Source organism: Aquimarina celericrescens, from assembly GCF_042682765.1.
GTDB classification, from domain to species: domain Bacteria; phylum Bacteroidota; class Bacteroidia; order Flavobacteriales; family Flavobacteriaceae; genus Aquimarina; species Aquimarina celericrescens.
The window spans coordinates 67,842-90,199 of record NZ_JBHUHY010000007.1; the positions used below are offsets into that span (position 1 = coordinate 67,842).

Below are 22,358 nucleotides of genomic sequence, written 5' to 3' on the forward strand. Positions count from 1 at the left end.
TTTTTTGTAAATTAATATTATAAAAAATCCGTCCCGAAAATAGGGATGGATTTTTTATTGATATACTTTTTGGCAAAATAAAAAATGAATACTGTTAATCATCAAAAGATCTATATTTTGCCATGGCAAACATATAAATTCCATAAGACAACAAACCAATCGAAACCAATGCAAATAGCCATGGACCAGAAGTACTTTGTTCTAAAAAAGAAAAAGCTTCTTTGGTTCCCTTAATGGTGTTGGAAGAAGACAAATCCATACCTGCTCTAATAAGAAAGTAAGAAATGATTCCTACTACTATTCCTCGTGCAATTAATCCCAAATATCCCAAATTTTTTATGATACTCTTTTTCTTAGAACTTGATATAGTACCAAAATTAAATTTATTTAGGAAATCTCCTTTAATTGCTTTGATAAATTGGTAAACACTCTTTATAGCTAAACCTATTCCAATAGCGATAAGTAGGTATTTACCCGATTGTTCTTCTATAGGCATCTTACTACCACTACGTCCTTGTTCCTGGAAAATCTCTATGATAGCATACATTCCAAGCGCCAAATAAACGGCCCCACTAATAAAAAAACTTATTCTTTTGACAATGCCTTTTGCATCATTTCCAATTCCTTCGGGATCATTTAAACTTTGCATGAATCTCCAAAAAGCGTAACATGCCAATCCAACTCCGAGTAACGCTAAAATGATTTTTCCAAAAGCCTGATTTTCTAAAAACTCGATGATTTGTAGTTTTCCAGCTTTTTGTCCTCCAAGGTCAAATGCTGTCATTAAAGCCAAAATTCCTGTCAGCGCATAAACAACACCTTTTGCCGTATAACCAATGTATGCAACTGTTTTGATGTTTTGATTCATTTTTTTGAGTAGTTTTCGATGATTGCAGTGAAATATAACGCGTACTACTACAATTGTATAGCTGTAATGAAAAAATAATTGATTCATTTCGTTAGATCACTCTTTTTCATAGAAAGCAAAACCAGAATACATATATATCAGTTGTGAAAGAATAAGATTTTGGAAGCTTTAGCCCCCCTATAAAAAATAGTTGAACTTAATCAGCCAAATTGCTGTTTATATTCTGAAGGTGTTTGTCCAACTAATTGTTTAAAGACACGATTAAATGATGTTTTGCTATTGAATCCGGCTTCATAGGCTATCGCCAAAATTTTATAGTTTTCATACTCTGGTTTTTTCATCATTTTTTTGGCTTCATTGATACGGTAAAGATTTATAAAATTGTTGAAATTCTTTTTCAAGGAAACATTTAAAACTTCAGAGAATTGATGGACAGTCATTGAGAGATTTTCGGCAATATCAGATTGTTTAATATCCATATCAAGAAAAGGTTTTTCGGTTTCCATATATTCAAGAATCCTTTTCAGATAGAGTTCACGATCCTCTTGGGATAACGACGATTTTTGATAAGAAGTAGCGTTATTTTCTTTTGAATTTGAAGGAGAAGTATTTTGTTCTGCAAGCTTATAAATTTTCGTTTTGAGAGCTTCATTTTCATTTTTTAGCAATAATCTGTCTTCCTTCAATTGTATTGCTTCTAATTTGGTAAGTTTGTTTCTTTTTACATAAAACAACAATATACCCGATAGAACAAAAATGCAGATCAATCCTAAAACCAAATAATATTTTTTTTCTGAGGATAATTTGGTAATATCATTGTTTAATCTCGCCAGTACTTCTTCCTTTTCAGCCAGTTCTTGTTCAATAAGCACCCTATCTGTTTTTGATAATGTTTTCAGGTATAATTCCTTGTATTTTTTATATTGTTTTAATTCTATATTGGCTCTTTTTAAATCTCCTTTTTCTTCGAAAGCTTCTGCTAATTTTCTGTGGGTATCCATTTGTATACTTTGATACTCATTTGTAAATGCAATACCTTGGGCCATTTGCAGGGCTAAAATACCTTCATCGTATTTTTTTAATTTAAGTAAAGCGGCGCCTTTAAGAAAAAGACTTAGGGCTCTTCTCTCTAAGGATTGTTTATTGGTATACAAACGCAAGGCTTTTTCACTGCTTTCTAGCGAGTTGTTGTATTTTTCCAGATTGAGGTAGTTATCTGCCATATTATTTAGGGCGGCAATAATAATGTCATCACGATTTAGTTTTTCACCAATTTCTTTCGCTTTTAAATGGTAGTCCAAAGATTTTTCATACTCCTTCTTTACAGAAGCTACGCCTCCTAACCCAATGTAACATGCCATTTTATAAATATCGGGGCCTTTGTGTTTTTGGATATATCCAAGTGCTTCTGTAAAAGAAGCTTTTGCCCTTGTAGTATCTTTAATTACATTATAAATATTACCGGCGTTAATTAAAATTACAGTTTGTTTTTTAAAAGTATCAGGAATAGTTTTCGATTTTTCTAGAGCCTTTAAATAATAGGATAAAGCTTCATCGTATTCTGCCTTTTTCTTATAATAAACTCCAAGCCTGATGATAGCATCAATTTCAATCTCCTTTAAGTTATTTTTTCTGGCGATCTGTAAGATAGAATCTGTGTATAGCTTAAACTTTTCATAATCTCCTTTGTCATAATAATTAGATTGATGCTCTGTAAGTCTCTCGATTTTTTTTTCAGGAGTATTTTTTAATTCTAACTGTGCATTTACTTGCGTTGTAAATACAAATAGAAGTGATATGGTTATAATGATTTTAAGCATTGAATGATAGAATAGTTTGTTTAACTACAATTTCACAAAAGAAATGGAATCACCAGCCTTCAAATTCCATCGTTCAGACAGGCCTGCATTTACTTCTAGTACATATTTAGCAGGACCCTCAGACGGTAAAGAAGATTCATTTAATGGCTGAGCATTTTTTTGGATACTCACTACTTTGTTTTTAGCATCTATAAAAATAATGTCTAATGCAAACTCTGTATTTTTCATATAAAAAGAACGAGGAGCTTCATCAGAAAAGATAAATAACATTCCGTGATCATCTTGCATGGATTGACGGTACATTAAACCTGTTTGAATTTGATATTCATCATCAGCAATTTCAATATCTAACTTGGTGATAGTATCAGGAATAGAATCTTTTAAATTATACAAAGAAAGCTCTCCTTCTTTTGTAAAAGTAATTTCTTTGGTCTCCATTTGCTCATTTTTTGTTTCTGTTTTACAAGAAAATAAGCTTACCGTAGCAATGGTTATAATGGATAAATAAATGTTCCTTCTCATCGAATTGATTTTAAAGAACTAAAAGTAGATAAAAAAGCCACACTTCAAAAATAAGAAGCATGACTTTTCTATAATCTTAACAATTGGTATCAATCATTTTTCCAGTCAATCCTGCGGGATATCATCATGATGGTAGCCAGTATTATAAATAAACCAGTACTTCCCACAAGTAACGCATAATTCTCTAGCTGTATGATTACAAAAATAAATGCATACAATGCGGCCAAAGATGCTGCAACAAATCCCATAAATTTGAAGCTTTTAAGAATAGCCTTAGAGTACATAGAGATTAATAGCACAACAGCTATACCAGCAATAATATAAGCGTATAAAAAGCTTGAGTGCTCTGATATAGAGATGAGCAGTGTGTAAAACATAGTTAAAGCTAATCCTATCATCAAATATTGAAAAGGATGAATATGAATTTTACTAATAGTTTGTATCAAAAAGAACACAAGAAAAGTGAGGGCGATAACCAAATAACCATATTTGCTGGCGCGTTCACTTTTTTGATACTCATCTACAGGGATCAACAATTTTACCCCAAAAGCTGATGAATGTATTTCGGGGAGTACACCAAAGAATTCTTGTTCAAATTCTCTATTTATTTGGAGTACCTTCCAATTGGCTTTAAAACCGTTTTGAGTAATTTCTTTGGTTTTGGTATCCGGCAAATAATTGCCATTAAAGCTAGGAGAAGCCCAATTAGAAGTCATGGATACATTTGTCTCTCTACCTACTGGAATAAAACGTAATTGCTCACTTCCGTTGATCACTAAATCCATGCTGAAGTCAACTTGATTTTCTTTGGGTAGAGAATTCTCTTTCAGGAGTTTGGTTTCCAGGATATTGGTGTAGGAGTTTTTAGTGTATCGAGATTGTAATTCATAGGCGTTGCTGCCAATTTGTAATTCTAGATTGCTTCTTATCCCTTTTAAATTGGTAGAATTTATAAGTATGGTGGCTTTATTCCATAAGACGTCTTCATCTGCAATATCTTCTATTTGAAAATTAGGAGCGATAAAGGAGCCTTTGATGTTCATACTGGCAGTGTAAACAACCGATTCGTAAATACTTCTTCCCAAAGTTTCAGATTCTATATTGGCATTGATATCTAGTGTATTCGGAAAAAAGTAAGCATTTTTTATCGTTATAAAATCTTCTTCAATATAGGATTTGGCTTTGTCGTCCCAACTTTTGTTCAAAGAATGGATTTGATACGGAATTTTTAAAACAGGACCATATAATAATACTTCATTTCCCCATTTTTGGTTGATTTCTTTAACTACTGCCTCTTGTCTATATGCTCGTTCCTGGATTAGGTTTTTGATATAGGAAAGAGGAATGAGTAAGGTTAAGATTAGTATTCCCACCATCAGCATGCGTATAGTGATTGAAGTTTTGATCCATTGTCCGAAGGACTTTTTTTGTTTTTCCATAAGTAATAAATTTATAGTGTTTGTATTATCTTTTTTCCTGGTAAAACTGAATTAATTGATAGGTGATGATTAAAAAACCACCAAAACCAACAGTAAACGTCCATGTATTGATATGTTGAATTGGAAAAAGAATTCTTTTGAGTATGTCTGACAGAATTCCCGCAGGATTTTGAATAATATCCCAACTGTTCCAGCGTAAAACTCTACCTAAATAAATACCGAATCCACAGAGAAATAGAATTATATAGGTTATAATGTTGATAGTTTGTTTAGATAATCGCTCTCTAAGTAATTTTTGCATGATTTGTAGTGATGCAAATCCTATGATCATTCCGTTGAAGGCAAAAGAAAGGATAAGTAAAACATCAAACCATACTGATTGTAGTGTGCTTAGTCGAATATGCTGTATATCGGTTAAAATATAAGGAGCGTTAGGTAAAAAAACTAGCCAGACAAAGAAACCAAACCAGAACAACAATCGTTTACTATTGAAATGGGCTAGTAAAATTGTGATTACATAAGGGATACATGCCAAAAATAGATTCCAGACAAGAAACAGGTAGAAAAAAGAACCTGTTTTCGTGATCCTTACCATCAATAACAGAAGGGTAAAGCTAACAGAAATAGAAAAGCTTTTGACAAAAGATGTTTGTTTGTAAGTCTTGTGTGTCATATCAAGTGGTATTAAAATGGGTGATGCGTTACTAGAAAAAAATATCCAATAGCAAACGGAATGTTTATGAGAAAACATAGAATAGTAATTAGATTTTCTTTATAATATCGATGATTGATAATAGCATTAATTAAAAGCTCAATGAGCATAATGGTATTAAGAACTAATGCTATAAATACATAGAATACTCCTGCAATAAGAAAAGGTGCAGATTCTGAAATGAGATAAAGCATTAAAATGATAGTTCCTAGTAGAAAGGTTATAGTGGCTACTTGGAGTGCTTTTTTATTTGTACTTTGTGTTATTTGCATAGTGATGTAATTAAAAATGTACTTTGAATTTTTTGAATAGGTTGATGTAAAAGTTTTTTGTACTCTAGTTGGTAAAATGGGTGGGCGGTTTTACCCTTTTTATATGCTTTAGCGAAAAAATTAATCTTATCAGGATAGAAAAGGGAGCCTAATACAATAACAGAGAGTAAATACATACTTCGCTTTCCATTTCCTAAGAGGTAATATTGCATAGCTAATTCTTCAGGGACTGATATACCTATATTGGTTAATACATGAAAAACATCATGATCTTCTAGTTTGGGTTGAGGAGTAAAATCATACTTCAACAAAAAGCAACCTAGATGAAACCCTAAGCTTTCATAGGGATAAGCGATTAACTTTTCGATAGGTAAATCCCATGCAGGGTTCTTTTTAATCCATTTTTGGTAAGGCTGCTTACTCCATTCGTATATGGTTACTAAAATAAATGCTCTCATAGTTATTTAAAAGTACTTTGAAATTCAAAGTTAATTGATAAAAAAATATAGCTATTGTTTTAATAGTTTTTCAATAGCTTCTACATGTTTTTTAAAGGCTTCACGACCTTTTTTGGTAACACTGTATCTAGTGTTTGGTTTTCTGCCAATAAATGATTTCTCGACCAGAATATATTCCTCTTTTTCTAATGCTTTGGTATGACTTGCCAAGTTGCCATCGGTAACCCCCAATAATTCCTTTAGCATTTTAAAATCGGCAGATTCATTCACGACCAATATCGACATAATTCCCAATCGAATTCGATGATCAAAAGCTTTGTTTATGTTGTGTATTATGTTTTTCATTCTTGTTTCCGCATATACAGAAATCTTTTTAATATTCTAAGAATTTTACTCGATAGTCGAGATTTAAATACTATTTGGCATGTCACAAAATCAAAATTAATTTCCAACCGATGCCTCATGGGCTTGCCCCGGGTAGTTTACTCTAATCTTATCTTTAGCGATCGTGCTTAAGGTAAATTAAACTTCCGTAAAGAATATGCATGACACCAAATCCTAGCACCCAAAACCAAAAACCATAACCCGGATACACAGCACATATCAAACCTAATACAATTTCTACGTATCCCAAATATTTTACATTACCAATCGTATATTTTGAGGCATTTACCAGGGCTAATCCATAGAAAATAAGCATTAATGAACCCGTGAGGCCATAATGACTGCTAAATATCTTTATGGTGATATATATCCCGCCTGTAATCAATGGAATCAGGAAAGCGATAAGCAAACGCTTGGAGGTACCGTTCCATAAAGTTTCATTATTCTTTTTTGCTTTTCTGGTACTTAGGATAATCGCGGTTATGATACTCAAAAGAGCGACTGCAACAAGATCTAATAAGATGTAATTAAATATTCGACCATCTAGAATCAAATAATCGCGACCACTAATGCTAACCAGGTAATATGCAATAGCCGCGCCAATTAGGGCATAGATACCGGCCATAATACCCGATAAACCACTTAGCGAGAAAAAGCGTGACGACTTATTCATCATATCTTTTATCTCTGTAATATCTTTTAAGTATTCTTCTGTGCTCATATTAAAAGTACTTTGAAATGCAAAGTAAAATTAAAATATTGAATTGTGCAAATGATTTTTTGTAATTAATAATCGCAAAGTTTTATTTTTGAAAGATGAACCCAGCCGAAGAATACATTTTAAAACAACAGGAACCTTTCAAATCTATACTGCTCCATCTACAAGTGATTGTTGAAACTACATTACCGGATGTAGAATTATTATTTAAGTGGAGAGTTCCATTTTATTATGAGGGGAAGAATCCAGTATGTTATCTCAATGTAACCAAAGGATATGTTGATGTAGGGTTTTGGGGAGCGCAGTATTTTACCAAACATCTTGATAAATTGGAGTCTGATAAAAGGAAGTATGTAAAGTCTCTTCGTTATAGGACAATTGAGGAGATAGATGATCAAGTACTTATTGAGGTGCTTGAGCAGGCGTACAATTTCAGAAAAGAAAAGTTTATAACTGATTAACTGTTTGTCTGATAGCAACCAGGTTACTTAACAGCTTCTCTAAATGATCCAGGTGAAGCATATTTGCTCCATCACTTTTGGCATTAGCCGGATCAAAATGTGTTTCCATAAACAAACCATCTACCCCAGTTACGATTCCTGCACGAGCAATAGTTTCGATCATATCAGGTCGTCCACCCGTTACACCACTGGACTGATTGGGTTGTTGCAAAGAGTGAGTAACATCTAGAACTGTAGTTCCGTATTGTTTCATGGTAGGGATTCCTCTAAAATCCACAATCATATCCTGATAACCAAACATGGTTCCGCGATCAGTGATCATGGCATTGTCATTACCGCTATCCTTTACCTTTCTAACCGCATGTTGCATAGCTTCAGGACTCATGAACTGTCCCTTTTTTAGGTTCACCGTTTTTCCTGTTTTTGCAGCGGCGACAACTAGATCCGTCTGACGAACCAAGAAGGCAGGAATTTGTAAAATATCAACATATTCTGAGGCCATTACTGCATCTTCATTTTCATGGATATCGGTTACTGTCGGGATCTCAAAAGCTTCTCCGACTTTGCGTAAAATTTTTAAGGCCTTTTCATTTCCGATACCGGTAAAACTATCAATACGGCTACGGTTGGCTTTTTTAAAGGATCCTTTAAAAACATATGGAATTTTTAACTTAGAAGTGATATCAACGACTTTTTCTGCAATTCGCATAGCCATTTCTTCTCCCTCTATAGCACACGGACCAGCTAGAAGAAAAAAGTTATTAGCTTCGAGGTTTTTTAGGTTTTTGATATTAGAAAGATCCATATATTTTTTTTGAAAAAGCAAAGATAGGTCTTTTCATATTTTGAGTAAAGAATTATTGCTAAAAGTAGTCTTAATAGTAGTCTTAATAAATTTGATTTTAAAAGCGTTTTTATTAATTGAGTTTTCGTATACAACCTGACAAAATAACTCGTACCTTTGCACCCTTAAAAATGAGGCGTTTATGACAGCTATAAAAAATATCGCAATAATTGCTCACGTTGACCACGGTAAAACAACCTTGGTTGACAAGATTATGTACCATTGTCAATTATTTCGTGAAAATGAAAATACAGGAGATCTAATCCTGGATAATAATGATCTTGAGCGTGAAAGAGGGATAACAATTACATCAAAGAACGTTTCTGTGACCTACAAAGGAACCAAAATCAATATTATTGATACTCCTGGTCACGCCGATTTTGGAGGAGAGGTAGAGCGTGTATTGAATATGGCTGATGGTGTATTACTTTTGGTCGATGCTTTTGAAGGACCGATGCCTCAGACACGTTTTGTATTGCAAAAAGCAATCGATTTGGGATTAAAACCTTGCGTGGTTATTAACAAAGTAGACAAAGAAAACTGTACACCAGATGAGGTTCATGAAAAGGTGTTTGATTTGATGTTTGAGTTAGGAGCAGAAGAGTGGCAGTTGGATTTTCCAACCGTTTATGGTTCTGCAAAGAACAATTGGATGAGTGATGACTGGAAAAACGAGACCGATACTATAGAGCCATTGTTAGATATGGTAATTGAGCATATTCCATCTCCTAAAATTGAAGAAGGGACTCCACAAATGTTGATTACTTCTCTTGATTTTTCATCATTTACAGGTCGTATTGCCATTGGTCGTTTACAAAGAGGTACCTTGTCTGAAGGTATGCAAGTTTCTTTGGTAAAACGTGATGGTACAATAAAGAAATCAAAAATTAAAGAACTTCATACCTTTGAAGGTCTTGGAAGGATGAAAGTAGAGAAAGTAGCTGCAGGAGATATTTGTGCTCTTGTTGGTTTAGAAGGCTTTGAGATAGGCGATACGGTTGCAGATCTTGAAAATCCTGAAGGGTTACAAACTATTGCGATCGATGAGCCTACAATGAGCATGCTATTCACGATCAATGATTCACCGTTCTTTGGTAAAGATGGTAAGTTTGTTACCTCACGACATATTAAAGAAAGATTAGAAAAAGAACTTGAGAAAAACCTGGCTCTTAGAGTTGAAGAAACCGATAGTGCAGATAAATTTATGGTTTATGGTAGAGGTGTTTTGCACTTATCTGTATTGATTGAAACCATGAGAAGAGAAGGTTACGAATTACAAATCGGACAACCACAGGTGATTATCAAAGAGATCAACGGTGTAAAATGCGAACCGATAGAGGAATTAACGATTGATCTTCCTGAGCATGTTTCAGGAAAAGCAGTTGAAATGGTTACCTTGCGTAAAGGTGAGATGTTAAGTATGGAAGCCAAAGGGGATCGCATGATATGTGAGTTTATGATTCCGTCTAGAGGAATTATTGGTTTACGTAATCAATTACTTACGGCTACAGCGGGTGAGGCTATTATGGCGCACCGTTTTAAGGAGTATCAACCGTTAAAGGGGGATATCCCAGGACGTATTAATGGTTCTTTGGTGTCTATGGAAAAAGGAACAGCAATTCCTTATTCTATAGATAAGCTTCAGGATAGAGGTAAGTTCTTTATCGATCCGGGAGAAGATATTTATGAAGGTCAGGTAATTGGCGAGAATTCTCGTGGTGATGATATGACGGTTAATGTGACTAAAACCAAAAAACTATCGAATGTACGTTCTTCCGGAGCAGATGACAAAGCTAAAATTGTTCCTGCGATCAAGTTTTCTTTGGAAGAAGCCTTGGAATATATTCAAAAAGATGAGTATGTAGAGGTAACTCCTAATCATCTTAGACTAAGAAAGATATTTCTTACCGAAGTAGAGCGAAAGAGAAATAAGATTGTGTAATGTAGCTTATAGAAAATAATATAGGAAGCCCTGAGTATTTTTCTCAGGGCTTTTTTAATTCTTTAATACTGTACTGTAAGATTATCTTCTCATAGCTTATCTACTTGCTTCGGGCAATTGCTTCAAATTTTTTTTCAATGCTTTAAGGTCTAAGGTCATACTACCGTAAAATAATTTCATACTCCTATTTTTTTAAATATTTATCCATCCCAAAGAAAGATATTATATTCTTCGCCCTATAAGACTATAAAAATTAGTCAAGTTGGTTCAACTACAGTTGTTTTAAAAAAATTGAGAAGTGAAATGTATTTTTTGAAAGATTGAAGGCAAAATAAAGTCCCGAGAGGGGGCTCGGGACTGATAGTCGATATTTTGGGGTATGAATTGGGGCTAATTCAATATCTCGGGGTAATTATTTGGGGCATTCGATTTTGGGGTAAATATTGTAATGCTTTCCTAATTTCATAGTACAAAGGTAACAAGATAATTAGTGCTAAGACTTGTAAAAAACAACAAATAATCGGTAAAATACAATTAAATATCGATGAAATACACAAATTTACATATGCTTTTTGTTTTTAACACTATTTTTCTGTAAAACACATGGTGTTTTTGTACATCATTCAAGAAAATAGAAGATGCTTTCTTTTATCCTTTTCTTTGTACAACTTCAAATACTTTGTTACCATCACATTTTAAAGTTTTTGAGGGATATTTAAGTAGTAACGCATAATCGTGGGTGGCCATCAAAATGGTATTTCCGTTTTTGTTAATATCCTGTAGCACTTCCATTACTTCTACAGATGTTTGTGGGTCAAGATTTCCTGTAGGTTCATCTGCCAAAATTAGTTCGGGATCATTTAGAAGAGCTCTTGCAATGGCTATACGCTGTTGTTCTCCTCCTGACAATTGATATGGAAATTTAAAGTCTTTAGTTTTCATACCCACTTTATCCAGAACATCATCTATCTTGCTGTCCATTGCTTTTTCATCTGTCCATCCGGTAGCTTTAAGTACAAATAAGAGATTTTCTTTTACTGTTCTGTCGTTAAGTAATTTAAAGTCTTGGAATACAATCCCCAGCTTCCTGCGTAGAAAAGGGATTTGATTTTCCTGAAGCGAGGGTAGGTCAAAGTCAACTATACTACCTTCGCCTTCTAATAGTGGAAGATCACCATACAGAGTTTTCATGAAACTACTCTTTCCGGTTCCGGTTTTACCAATCAGATACACAAAATCCCCTTTATTCACTTCAACATTTACGTCAGAGAGGATTAAGCTTTCGCGTTGATAAATAGAAGCATCTTTTAGGCTTAATACCGTATTGGACATGGTTTATATTTCAGATTAATACTACTTGGTAAAAGTAAAAAGTTTTTAGTAAAAAAAATTGAGTGTTAAAAATAGTTTTCAACGTATTCTAGATAACCATTTTTTGAACTAAATATTTTAATTTTTATCCATTGATCAGTTTTTAGTATTCATAAAGAATTCACAAATCTAAATCAGGCGTGTAATTATATCTAAAATCTTTCGTTATTACTTTTGAAGATTAGGCTATCTTTAACACAAAATTTATTCGCGGGAAACGATCTTTACTTAACAAAATTTCAAGGCTTGCCTTGGTCAATTAAATTGTCATTCTGGCGTAGGTCAGAATCTAAATCGATATAATTAAATGAACAAATACATCACCTCGATGCTTTTTGTGATTGCCTTCTCTGCAACATTATCTGCACAGCAATCTGCAATTTATACCAACGAATTGGTACAGTATAATCAGGCGTTAGAACTGTATAACAACAAACAATTTTTGGCAGCTCAAAATCTTTTTGATAAAGTTCGTGATGCTGTTGATGACGAAAACATTGATGCTAATTGTAGTTATTATATTGCCAATTGTGCAGTATGGTTAAATCAAAAAGATGCAGATCAGCTCCTAGAGAGTTTTGTCGTGCAATACCCAACGAGTATTAAGCGCAATTCAGCATATCTTGATGCGGCAACGTATTATTTTGATAACGGAAAATATGCGTATGCCAGAAAATGGTATGATAAGGTCAATGAGGGAAACTTAAGTCGTTCCGAAAAAGAAAAATTCAATTTCAATAACGGTTATGCATATTTTAAAATTCAACGATTTAATGAGGCCAAGAAATTTTTGAATCGTGTTCAGGATTCTCCTGAATATGGTGCGAAGGCAAAGTACTACTTAGGCTTTATTGCTTATGAGGGCGATAATTATCAGGAAGCAGACAAATTGTTTGACGAAGTAAAGGACCTCGATCAATACAATAAGAATTTATCTTATTTCCAGAGTGATATGAACTTTAAATCTGGAAATTTTGAAGAAGCAATTAATGAAGGATTGGCGCAGTTGCCAAAATCGAAACCTTCAGAAAAGTCAGAACTCAACAAGATTATAGGAGAAAGCTATTTTAACCTGGGGGAATACGAAAAAGCAATTCCTCATCTTAAAGAATATAAAGGCCGAAAGGGTAAATGGAACAATACTGATTACTATTATCTGGGTTATGCCTACTATAAGCAGGGCGATTACACAAATGCGATTTCTGAGTTTAATAAAATTGTAGGAGGACGGAATGCTACGGCTCAAAATGCCTATTATCATTTGGCAGAATCGTATTTAAAAACAGATCAAAAACAGCAAGCACTTAATGCTTTTAAGAATGCTTCAGAAATGGATTTTGAAGCTAAAATCAAAGAAGATGCATTGTATAATTATGCCAAATTAAGTTATGAAATTGGAAATTCGTACGAAAGCACACCAAAAATATTGCTGGGTTACCTTGATCAATATCCAAATTCAGAGTTTATAGAAGAAATACAGGAATTATTAATTAGTTCTTATATCACCTCTAAAAATTATAGAGAGGCGATGGATCTACTGGAAGGCAGTCGAAATTTTGCCGATAAAGAAGTATATCAAAAAGTAGCTTTCTATCGTGGTATAGAACTGTATAATGAAAATAATTATAGTGAAGCTATCACATATTTTGATAAATCTTTAGACAAACAAGTTGATCCTAGATTTACTGTAAGGGCTATCTATTGGAAAGCAGAGAGTAATTATCTGCTTAATGATTTTGATGAAGCTTTAATTGGATTTAAACAATTTCAAGGAAGTACTGGCGCTTCAACAACAGTAGAATATCAACAAATTGAATATAATTTGGGGTACACCTATTTTAAGTTAAAACAATATCCACAGGCAGCACAATTTTTTGAAGCCTTTTCTAAGAAAAACGATATAGATGAAGCAAGGCTAGTGGATACGTATTTAAGATTAGGAGATAGTCATTTTATCTCTAGTAAATACTGGCCTGCGATGGAGGCTTACAACAAAGCAATCAAAGCAAATGGTCCAGATGCTGACTATGCATTTTATCAAAAAGCGATTAGTTATGGTTTTGTGAATAAAAATGATCAAAAAATACAGGATCTGGAGATGTTCATCAAAAAATATCCTCGTTCTACCTATCGTGATGATGCTATGTTTGCTTTGGGTGATGTCTATATTTCAGAAACTAAAACTAATCGGGGTATAGCTGCCTATGATCGTCTAATTCGAGATGTGCCCAGAAGTTCCTATGTGCCTAAAGCACTACTCAAGCAAGGTTTGGTATTTTATAATGGAGATCAGGGCGATAGAGCATTATCTAAGTTTAAAAAAGTAGTGTCAGAATATCCTGGATCAGAAGAAGCCATTCAGGCAGTAAATACAGCAAGACTAATTTATGTGGACCTGGGCAGAACCGACGAATATGCTTCTTGGGTAAAAGGACTAAGTTTTGTAGACATTAGTGACGCAGACTTAGATAATACTTCTTTTGAAGCAGCAGAAAAACAGTTCTTAGAAAATAATGATAATGGTGCTATTAAAGGTTTTGAAAAATATGTAACAGAATTTCCTAATGGATTGCATGCTTTAAAAAGTCATTTTCATCTTGCTCAATTATATTTCAAAAAAGGAGATAAAGAAGCCGCTATACCACATTATGAATTTGTGCTTAAAAGTAAGCGTACCGAATTCACTGAACAAGCTTTGGCCCGATTATCAGAGATTTATCTAGAGAATCGTAATTACGAAAAAGCAATATCGGTTTTAGAACGGTTAGAAAGTGATGCTGATTATCCTCAAAATATCATTTTTGCTCAATCCAATTTGATGAAATTGTATTATCGATTACTCAATTATCAAAAAACAATCGAATATGCCGATAAAGTTTTGGCAAATCCTAAGATTCAAAATAAGGTGAAGAGTGATGCCAAAATATTCATTGCAAGGGCTGCACTACAAACTAATGATATGAGCAGAGCCAAAAAAGCGTATGCAGAGGTTCAGAAAATTGCTATTGGAGAATTGGCAGCCGAAGCGCTGTACTATGATGCATATTTCAAAAATGAAGAAGGAAATTTTAAAAGCTCTAATGAAACCATACAAAAACTTGCAAAAGATTACCCTGGGTATCGATTATACGGCTCAAAAGGATTGGTGCTCATGGCAAAAAACTTTTATGGTCTAAACGATGCATATCAGGCAACCTATATTTTAGAAAGTGTTGTAAAAAATTTCTCAGACTTTCCTGAAATTGTTGATGAGGCAAACGAAGAACTTAAAAAAATCAAAGCCGAAGAGGCTAAAACTAATTCATCCATTCAAACCGAACAGTAATATCTTTAAAACGATTTGTATCTTATGATTAAATATTTTCAGAAAGTAATACCTTTTATTTGCTTGGGAATAGTAAGTTGGGGATCGATTGCACAAGAAAAAAAAGATGAAACCCTAGAAACAGAACGTGTAATTATTGTTAAAGCATATACACCTACTATTAGCGATGCATTTAAGATTAAATCTACTCCTATTCTTAATGACTCGGTAACTCAAAAGAAAAAACAAATACGGTATAGTATTTTTTCTGTTCCGGTAGCATCTACGTATACTCCAGCAAAAGGTCGAGCAGCTAATATTGATAGACCAAAACCAATAGAAATATATGATAATTATGCAACCTTAGGCTTTGGTAATTTTACATCAGTTTTGGCCGAGTTTTATAGCAATTTTCAGTTAAACCGTTCTGACAACTTAGGATTATATTTGCATCATAATTCTTCGCAAGGTGGTATTGATGAGATACTAGTAGAAGATAAGTTCTACAATACTTCGTTAGACCTTAATTACACATCGCGCAGTCGTGATTATACCTACGGCATAGAAATTGGCGCAGAACACCAACTATTTAATTGGTATGGATTGCCAGAAACACCAACATTAACTCAGGAAGAGATCATCGCTATAGATCCACAACAAAATTACTTTGGAGCAAAGTTGGGGGGTAAACTTCAATTTGACGATCTGTATTTTAAAAAGGCATCGTTAAACTATAGGTTTTTTGGTGATGCCCAAGGCTCTATAGAGCATCATGCTGTTGTTAAACCCACCTTTGAATTTGAGATGGGAAACTCATTGATAACCACCAATTTTATAGTTGATTATCTTTCAGGAAGTTTTGATCGCGACTTGGACCCTGCGCAAGAGATCCCAAATGACTATGGGGTTTTGAATCTGGGAGTGAACCCAAGTTTGGTGATTTTGAGAGACAACTTAACTCTTCATCTAGGGGCAGCAGTGTATTATAGTATCGACACAGAAAATGATGATAATGATTTTTTCATATATCCAAAGGTTACAGCCTCCTATCGATTGCTGGATGATAACGTTATTGCTTACGGAGGATTAGAAGGAGAATTAAACCAAAACTCCTATCGGGATGCGGTACAACAAAACCCATTTGTTTCGCCAACATTGATTATTGAACCTACAAATAACCTTTATGATGCTTATGTAGGGCTAAAAGGTAAAATATCTGAGGTAGTAAGTTATAATTTCAGAGGAAGTTATATTTCAGAAGATGAAAAACCTTTAATTGTTAACAATCCAAGGAATACACTATTGTTGGAAGGATTTGATTACGGTAACTCGTTTTCATACCGGTATGATGATGTAACTACGCTAGTTGGATATGGAGAGCTTAATGTTGAGATTAGTAAAAAATTTAAGCTAGGAGCGGCTGCAGAATATTTTAATTATGATAATGAAGACGAACAAGAAGCCTGGAATTTACCCGAAGTAAAAGCTTCTGTACTTTTAGATTATCAAATTAATAAACAATGGTTTGCCGGTGCACAGCTTTTTTATGTGGGAGAACGAAAGGATATTGATCATACTGTTCTAACATCGCCAACGTTACCTGAAGCAACGGTTACACTGGATTCTTATTTTGATGCTAATATAAATATAGGGTATCGATTAGATGAGCAGCTTTCCTTTTTTGTGAAGGGAAATAATCTGGTAGGCGAAAACTACGAGCGTTGGGTCAATTTTCCGGTACAAGGAATACAAGTTTTAGGTGGCGTGACATACAAGTTTGATTATTGATGCTATGTACGATTTAAGTAAACTACAGAGAAATATAGTCCTTAGCGAAGAGATTGAGATAGAAGAGGAGCTAGGTTTTTTTCAGCCTGAGATTATAATACTTCTGCTTGTAATACTTATTCTTTTCATTGGATTGTTTTATTTGAAGATTAACAAAACAAGAAATCTAAGTACCCAAATTAGGAATCCATTTATTGATAAAATGAGTCGTCTATCTGTTCGGGAAAGGCAAGTACTTGACGAAATATTGCAGAATCAATCCTTAAAAGAGATCGCAGAAACTTTATTTATAGAAGTCTCTACGGTTAAATCACACGCAAATAAAATATATAAAGTATTTGGCGTAAAGAATAAAAGAGAGTTGCTTAGCAAGTTGATAATTGATGATATGTGAGTAAAATATGCTCAGAGTTTCAAAATCCAACCTTTTTACAACTTCTTTCAAACCTTTTAAAAACACTTCAATAGAAATATAAGATAGTTTTGAATCACATAATATTTAAAAAAAAGTGATGACAAGATTTAATTTAATTTTAGTCTTCTTTCTATTTCAGGGATGTAAAGATGATAATAACACTACTGAGGATTCTCTTACTTCCAAAATTGATAAAATACTAGAACAAGAGACCGATTTCAATGGAATAGTTCACATTGGAACATCAAATACCATTTCTTACAGTAAAGGTTTTGGCTATTCAGATAGACAGAAACAGATAGCGATTGATAAAAATACTGTTTTTGATATAGGTTCAATAACAAAACCATTTACTGCTATTGGCATCATCAAATGCCAAGAGCTTGGGCTACTAGATTATCAAGATAAGCTGGAAGTTTTTTTCTCGGAAGTACCAGAAGATAAAAAAGATGTTACGATCGAACAATTACTAACGCACAGTTCTGGATTTGTTGATCTTATTGGTGGTGATTATGACGAAATATCGAAAGAAATGTATATAGCTCAAAGCTTTGACACGCAATTATTATTTCCGCCTGGTGAGCGATATGAATATTCAAATGTTGGCTTCAGCCTTTTGGGGATTATTATTGAAACTGTAAGTAATAAATCTTATGAAGAATTTTTAAACGAACACGTTTTTCTTCCTTCAGAAATGAAAACTGCAGGATATTTATTACCAGATTATGATAATGATATAATTGCTAATGGATATGACGATTTAGGAATATTTACAACACCTATGACTAACCTAGGAAAACCTAATGAACAACCATGGGATACAGATGGCCCCTATTGGCATTTAAAAGGCAATGGGGGATTATTGATGTCGGCAAATGATATTGCCCACTATTATAAATTCATAAAGTCAAATCTCGTAAGTGAAGTAAACAAACAAAAAATGTATACTAAGTATATAAGAGAAGATAATACCAGCGAATTTTATCGAGGTTATGGTTGGGGTATATTTGACACCAATAAAGGACTTGCGGCAACACATAATGGAGGGAATGATATCTTTTTTGCTGATTTCGTTTATTTAATTGAACAGGACTTATTCATATTTTTGGCATCTAATGCATATCGAGAAAATCAAGAAGATCTTATATTCAGGCTAATGAGGGAATTATCTATTGAGATTGAAAACCATTAAATTCTTCAAAATAAATGTTTTGAAGGCTTTGATTTATATTTAAAACACCTTTTTTTGTAATTAAAGATGGGTGTTTAATCATGCTTCTTGAATCAATAGTGGTTTAGGGTTTTGAATAAAGCATAATATTTTGTCTGAAATCTAAATCGAGAATAGAAGTCTAGTTGTATCAAATAACACATAAAACAGTTCTTTTTATGTAGTTAGTATATTTTTCATTACGGCTCGTATATTTTTTTTCTAGTTTACTTTTCATCAGGGTATATTCACGCTTACCTATAAACTCAATCTTATGAAAAACCTAAACAAACTAATGCTAGTTGTATTGGTTGTGATTGCATTTTGCAATTATACTAATGCACAAACCTCGCTAGGTACGAGCGAGAATTTTATGAGCAGTCTAAAAAAGGAGATCAAAAGCAGTACATCAAAATCATCTGGTTTGATGGTATCTCTTAAGGTTTCAGATTCAAAGGGATTTGATGGAAAAGTTAATTATCAAAAATCAGAAACATCAAGTGAATTTCTAAATGGTGAAATAAACGGTATTCCCGAATCTTCTTTCTTCATAAAAGTGTCAGATAATACTTTAGAAGGACACATCATGCTCAAGAAATCCAAAGAAGCTTATAAGTATTATTCAGATGATTCTGGAAAAGCTTATGTTTCCAAAGTAGATATCAATAGCCTGGTTTGTATTAACTATCGAGACCTTCCCGATACCCAAAAAGAGGAGTCTGGTAAAAAGGGGCAAGAAATGAAAATTTCTCGTGCATTATTAAATTTACAAAGCTTACCTGGTGCTGCGGGATGCGTGTTGCTGGATTTTGACGGCCATTATATGCCTGCTGGTAATCTCTGGAACAATGGAAATCCAATTAACGCTGCACCCTCTGGGATGAGTGATACGGCGATAAGACATCATTGGGAGGTAGTGGCAGAAGATTACCGGCCCTTTAATTTAAATATTACTACCAACGAGTCTGTTTTTAACTCGTATCCCAGAAATAGAAGAATGCGCGTAATTATTACTCCCACAAAAACAGCTGCACCAAGCGCTGGAGGTGTTGCTTATGTAGGCTCGTTTAACTGGAATAACGATGTGCCTTGCTGGACATTTATTCGTACGGGTAAAGGTGGTGGTGAGGCCTCCTCACATGAAATAGGTCATACTTTCGATTTACGCCATGATGGGCGCACGAGTCCTCGTGAAGGGTATTTTAGAGGAATTGATGGAACACCATGGGCACCGATCATGGGTGTTGGCTATTACCGACCAGTTACACAATGGAGCAAAGGAGAGTATACCAATGCTAATAATAGACAAGATGATGTGGCAACTATTGCAGGCAATAAGTTTGGTGTGGGATACAGAGCAGATGATTATGCTAATGGTATTTCTGGTGCAACTAGCTTAACTTATAATGCTAGTGGTGCTGTTTCTCAAAAAAATGGGATTATTACCTCTGAGGCAGATTGGGATTTTTTCACTTTCACTACCGGTGGCGGAAACATTGCACTAAACGTTAATACCGTGTACAGGGAAGGTAATCTAGACATTATCGTACGTCTTTATAATGAATCTGGAGCACAAATTGGTAGTTATACCAATACATCTCCCGGTGCATTGAATGCATCGTTAAGAGCTAATCTGCCTGCAGGGAAATATTACCTTTCTGTAGATGGCACAGGAGCAGGTAACCCAGCGTATGGTGGATACTCAGCTTATGCTTCTCTAGGGAGTTACTCAATTACAGGAACCATTCCTCCAGGCGGTGGAGGTGGAGAAGAAACTATGGCCACTGTGTATCAACACTGCGACTATGCGGGATATGCGGTAGCACTTCCTGTGGGAGACTATACATTGTCACAATTACAAGCCAAGGGAATCAGAAATAACGACATATCATCATTACGAGTAAAAAGTGGATACGAAGTTGTTGTATACCAAAATGATAATTTTACAGGGGAATCCATAGTCTTTAATAGCGACGATAATTGTTTTGTTGATGAGGGATATAATGATGTATTATCTTCTTTACGAGTGCGCAATCAAAGTAGCACTACTTTTTCAAGACTTATTCAGGCAGAAGATTATTCAACAATGAGTGGAATTCAAACTGAAAACACAACAGATGTGGGCGGTGGATTGAATATCGGATATGCGCATACTGGTGATTGGATGTCTTATCATGATATTAATTTTCCAGAAACTGGTTCTTATTTGATAGAATACAGAGTAGCAAGTGCAATGAATACTGCGGTGATCTCTCCTGATCTGGATTCGTCAATAGTATTAGGGACACTCAATATACCAAACACAGGAGGATGGCAAAACTGGCAAACTATTTCCCGAATGGTTACGATGAATGCAGGTACATATAATTTTGGAATTTATATACAAAGCACCGGAGTAAACATTAACTGGATCAAGATTACCAAAGTAAATGATGTAGTTGCTCAACAAACCGTTGCTCAAGAAGTGATTCCAATTGTGGAAACCATTCAAGGAATCCCAAGTAAACCTACCTTTACTGTATATCCTAATCCAACTGAAGATATCTTGTTTTTTAATTCAGACATTTCAACGGCCCAGGTTACTATTATGCATGCTCAAATAGGATTCTTATCAAAGCACAAAGTGAATAACAATAGTATCGACGTTTCATATCTAAATCCTGGATTGTATTCGATTATTATCGAAAAGGATGGCGAACGTATTATAAAACGCTTTATCAAAAAATAAAGTTCCTCAATTGCTCATTGCATTAAACCTCGTCTATCTCTAAGATGGATGAGGTTTTTTTAGCATGCTTTAGATCATAAGCGTCAAAGACTTATTAATGGTAATACAAAAAGCTCGTGCAGCCCTGCGAGAGTTATTTTCATATTGCTAAAGAGCTCCTGCAGCCTTGCGAGAGCTATTTTTAAGTTGATGAACAGACTCAAAAAACTTTTAAGGATAGGTACAATTTTTGTTGTATTTTAGATCAAAACGAAATAATGAAAAATCTTACCCCACTTTTCTTTTACTTTTTTTCAGTGATATTATTTGCTCAGGATAATTTCAGATTATACTATGAAGAGACAGAAACTGGTTTTCGGGTACTAGCCGATAATGATGAGTATAGCCCGGTTTCTACCGAAATGAACTTCAGATTAGAAAACCTTTCTTCTACGAATGGAAATAATAAAGTGTATGTAGTACCTGCAAGAACCAAAAAATATGTCATTACACAATTAGATGTTATTGATCGTAAAAAGAGAGTGAAATTTGGATACGAATCTTCTTTTAATCACGGAGATCATCACCTTAACAAGTATGATAAGGATTTTAAATATTATTTGCCCTTTGAAAAAGGAGCTACATTTTGGCTTTCACAAGGGTACAATGGCGCAATATCACACAAAAATGAGAATGCATTAGATTTTAAAATGCCGATCGGGACTAAGATTTATGCCGCACGAGACGGTGTTGTAGTAGATGTAGAAGAAAGCTTTAGTAAAAGTTGTACCGATCCCGGATGTGCAAAGCATAACAATTTTATTTTAATGTATCATAATGATGGTACTTTTGCAGAGTATACCCATATTAAAAAAGATGGGGCGAAGGTAAAAATAGGAGATCAAATCAAAATGGGTCAATTTATAGGATACAGTGGTAATGTAGGTTGGGCTACCGGACCTCATTTACATTTTATTGTCTTTTTGCAAAGAATAAAGGACAGAGTCACTTTAAAAACGAAATTCTTAACAGGAAATGGTAAAAAAGCAGTTCAATTATTAGAAAAACAAGAGTATACCCGCTTATATTGATGATCGACTTTTTTCGGCGTAATTTTTGAGGT

General features: G+C 34.2%; 19 protein-coding genes. 8 read left to right on the top strand and 11 right to left on the bottom strand.

Going from position 1 to position 22,358, the window contains the following annotated elements; all coding sequences use genetic code 11:
- Nucleotides 1-94: 94 nt before the first annotated feature.
- The 9 genes from ACFSJT_RS09355 to ACFSJT_RS09395 all read right to left on the bottom strand — a co-directional run bounded on the left by ACFSJT_RS09355 (nt 95) and on the right by ACFSJT_RS09395 (nt 7,196).
- Nucleotides 95-868 carry a DUF1206 domain-containing protein gene (locus ACFSJT_RS09355; RefSeq protein WP_378319998.1) on the bottom strand — a complete coding sequence of 258 codons (774 nt, stop codon included), beginning with the start codon at nt 866-868 and terminating at the stop codon, nt 95-97.
- A 200-nt stretch (nt 869-1,068) separates the two neighbouring features.
- Nucleotides 1,069-2,688 (bottom strand): helix-turn-helix domain-containing protein, encoded by a 1,620-nt coding sequence (locus tag ACFSJT_RS09360; RefSeq protein WP_378319999.1) that lies wholly within the window; start codon nt 2,686-2,688, stop codon nt 1,069-1,071.
- Between the two features lie 24 nt (nt 2,689-2,712).
- Entirely contained in the window at nt 2,713-3,210 is a 498-nt protein-coding gene (locus ACFSJT_RS09365) for a DUF192 domain-containing protein (protein ID WP_378320000.1), read from the bottom strand.
- An 89-nt stretch (nt 3,211-3,299) separates the two neighbouring features.
- A complete protein-coding gene (gene creD, locus ACFSJT_RS09370; RefSeq protein ID WP_378320001.1) occupies nt 3,300-4,649 on the bottom strand; it encodes a cell envelope integrity protein CreD in 1,350 nt (449 codons plus the stop codon).
- Between the two features lie 25 nt (nt 4,650-4,674).
- Nucleotides 4,675-5,322 carry a DUF1361 domain-containing protein gene (locus ACFSJT_RS09375; RefSeq protein WP_378320002.1) on the bottom strand — a complete coding sequence of 216 codons (648 nt, stop codon included), beginning with the start codon at nt 5,320-5,322 and terminating at the stop codon, nt 4,675-4,677.
- A gap of 11 nt (nt 5,323-5,333) precedes the next feature.
- Entirely contained in the window at nt 5,334-5,633 is a 300-nt protein-coding gene (locus tag ACFSJT_RS09380) for a hypothetical protein (RefSeq protein WP_378320003.1), read from the bottom strand.
- Entirely contained in the window at nt 5,624-6,091 is a 468-nt protein-coding gene (locus ACFSJT_RS09385; RefSeq protein ID WP_378320004.1) for a Coq4 family protein, read from the bottom strand. Before ACFSJT_RS09385 ends, ACFSJT_RS09380 begins: the two co-directional genes overlap by 10 nt.
- A 51-nt stretch (nt 6,092-6,142) precedes the next feature.
- Nucleotides 6,143-6,436 carry a winged helix-turn-helix domain-containing protein gene (locus tag ACFSJT_RS09390; protein WP_378320005.1) on the bottom strand — a complete coding sequence of 98 codons (294 nt, stop codon included), beginning with the start codon at nt 6,434-6,436 and terminating at the stop codon, nt 6,143-6,145.
- A 154-nt stretch (nt 6,437-6,590) separates the two neighbouring features.
- Nucleotides 6,591-7,196 (bottom strand): hypothetical protein, encoded by a 606-nt coding sequence (locus ACFSJT_RS09395; RefSeq protein WP_378320006.1) that lies wholly within the window; start codon nt 7,194-7,196, stop codon nt 6,591-6,593.
- Between the two features lie 95 nt (nt 7,197-7,291).
- Here ACFSJT_RS09395 and ACFSJT_RS09400 point away from each other — a divergent pair, with 95 nt between their 5' ends.
- Complete coding sequence (locus ACFSJT_RS09400) at nt 7,292-7,654, top strand: DUF1801 domain-containing protein (protein ID WP_378320007.1); 363 nt, start codon at nt 7,292-7,294, stop codon at nt 7,652-7,654.
- On the opposite strand, the gene kdsA is transcribed toward ACFSJT_RS09400, so the two are convergent.
- Complete coding sequence (kdsA, locus tag ACFSJT_RS09405; protein ID WP_378320008.1) at nt 7,641-8,459, bottom strand: 3-deoxy-8-phosphooctulonate synthase; 819 nt, start codon at nt 8,457-8,459, stop codon at nt 7,641-7,643. The two genes, ACFSJT_RS09400 and kdsA, sit on opposite strands and share 14 nt — an antisense overlap.
- Before the next feature lie 181 nt (nt 8,460-8,640).
- Here kdsA and typA point away from each other — a divergent pair, with 181 nt between their 5' ends.
- A complete protein-coding gene (gene typA / locus ACFSJT_RS09410; protein WP_378320009.1) occupies nt 8,641-10,440 on the top strand; it encodes a translational GTPase TypA in 1,800 nt (599 codons plus the stop codon).
- A gap of 648 nt (nt 10,441-11,088) precedes the next feature.
- On the opposite strand, the gene ACFSJT_RS09415 is transcribed toward typA, so the two are convergent.
- Complete coding sequence (locus tag ACFSJT_RS09415; protein WP_378320010.1) at nt 11,089-11,772, bottom strand: cell division ATP-binding protein FtsE; 684 nt, start codon at nt 11,770-11,772, stop codon at nt 11,089-11,091.
- Between the two features lie 346 nt (nt 11,773-12,118).
- Between ACFSJT_RS09415 and ACFSJT_RS09420 the strand changes: the two genes are divergently transcribed.
- The 6 genes from ACFSJT_RS09420 to ACFSJT_RS09445 all read left to right on the top strand — a co-directional run bounded on the left by ACFSJT_RS09420 (nt 12,119) and on the right by ACFSJT_RS09445 (nt 22,326).
- Entirely contained in the window at nt 12,119-15,136 is a 3,018-nt protein-coding gene (locus tag ACFSJT_RS09420; RefSeq protein ID WP_378320011.1) for a tetratricopeptide repeat protein, read from the top strand.
- A 24-nt stretch (nt 15,137-15,160) separates the two neighbouring features.
- Nucleotides 15,161-16,903, top strand: coding sequence for a TonB-dependent receptor (locus ACFSJT_RS09425; RefSeq protein ID WP_378320012.1), 1,743 nt, complete (start codon nt 15,161-15,163; stop codon nt 16,901-16,903).
- A gap of 4 nt (nt 16,904-16,907) precedes the next feature.
- Nucleotides 16,908-17,297: a helix-turn-helix transcriptional regulator gene (locus tag ACFSJT_RS09430; protein WP_378320013.1), complete on the top strand. Its 390-nt coding sequence runs from the start codon at nt 16,908-16,910 to the stop codon at nt 17,295-17,297.
- Nucleotides 17,298-17,415: 118 nt separating this feature from the next.
- Nucleotides 17,416-18,510 carry a serine hydrolase domain-containing protein gene (locus tag ACFSJT_RS09435; protein ID WP_378320014.1) on the top strand — a complete coding sequence of 365 codons (1,095 nt, stop codon included), beginning with the start codon at nt 17,416-17,418 and terminating at the stop codon, nt 18,508-18,510.
- A 292-nt stretch (nt 18,511-18,802) separates the two neighbouring features.
- Nucleotides 18,803-21,256 carry a carbohydrate-binding protein gene (locus ACFSJT_RS09440; RefSeq protein ID WP_378320015.1) on the top strand — a complete coding sequence of 818 codons (2,454 nt, stop codon included), beginning with the start codon at nt 18,803-18,805 and terminating at the stop codon, nt 21,254-21,256.
- A gap of 257 nt (nt 21,257-21,513) precedes the next feature.
- On the top strand, nt 21,514-22,326 hold the full coding sequence (locus ACFSJT_RS09445) for a M23 family metallopeptidase (RefSeq protein WP_378320016.1): 813 nt from the start codon (nt 21,514-21,516) through the stop codon (nt 22,324-22,326).
- Nucleotides 22,327-22,358: the final 32 nt, after the last annotated feature.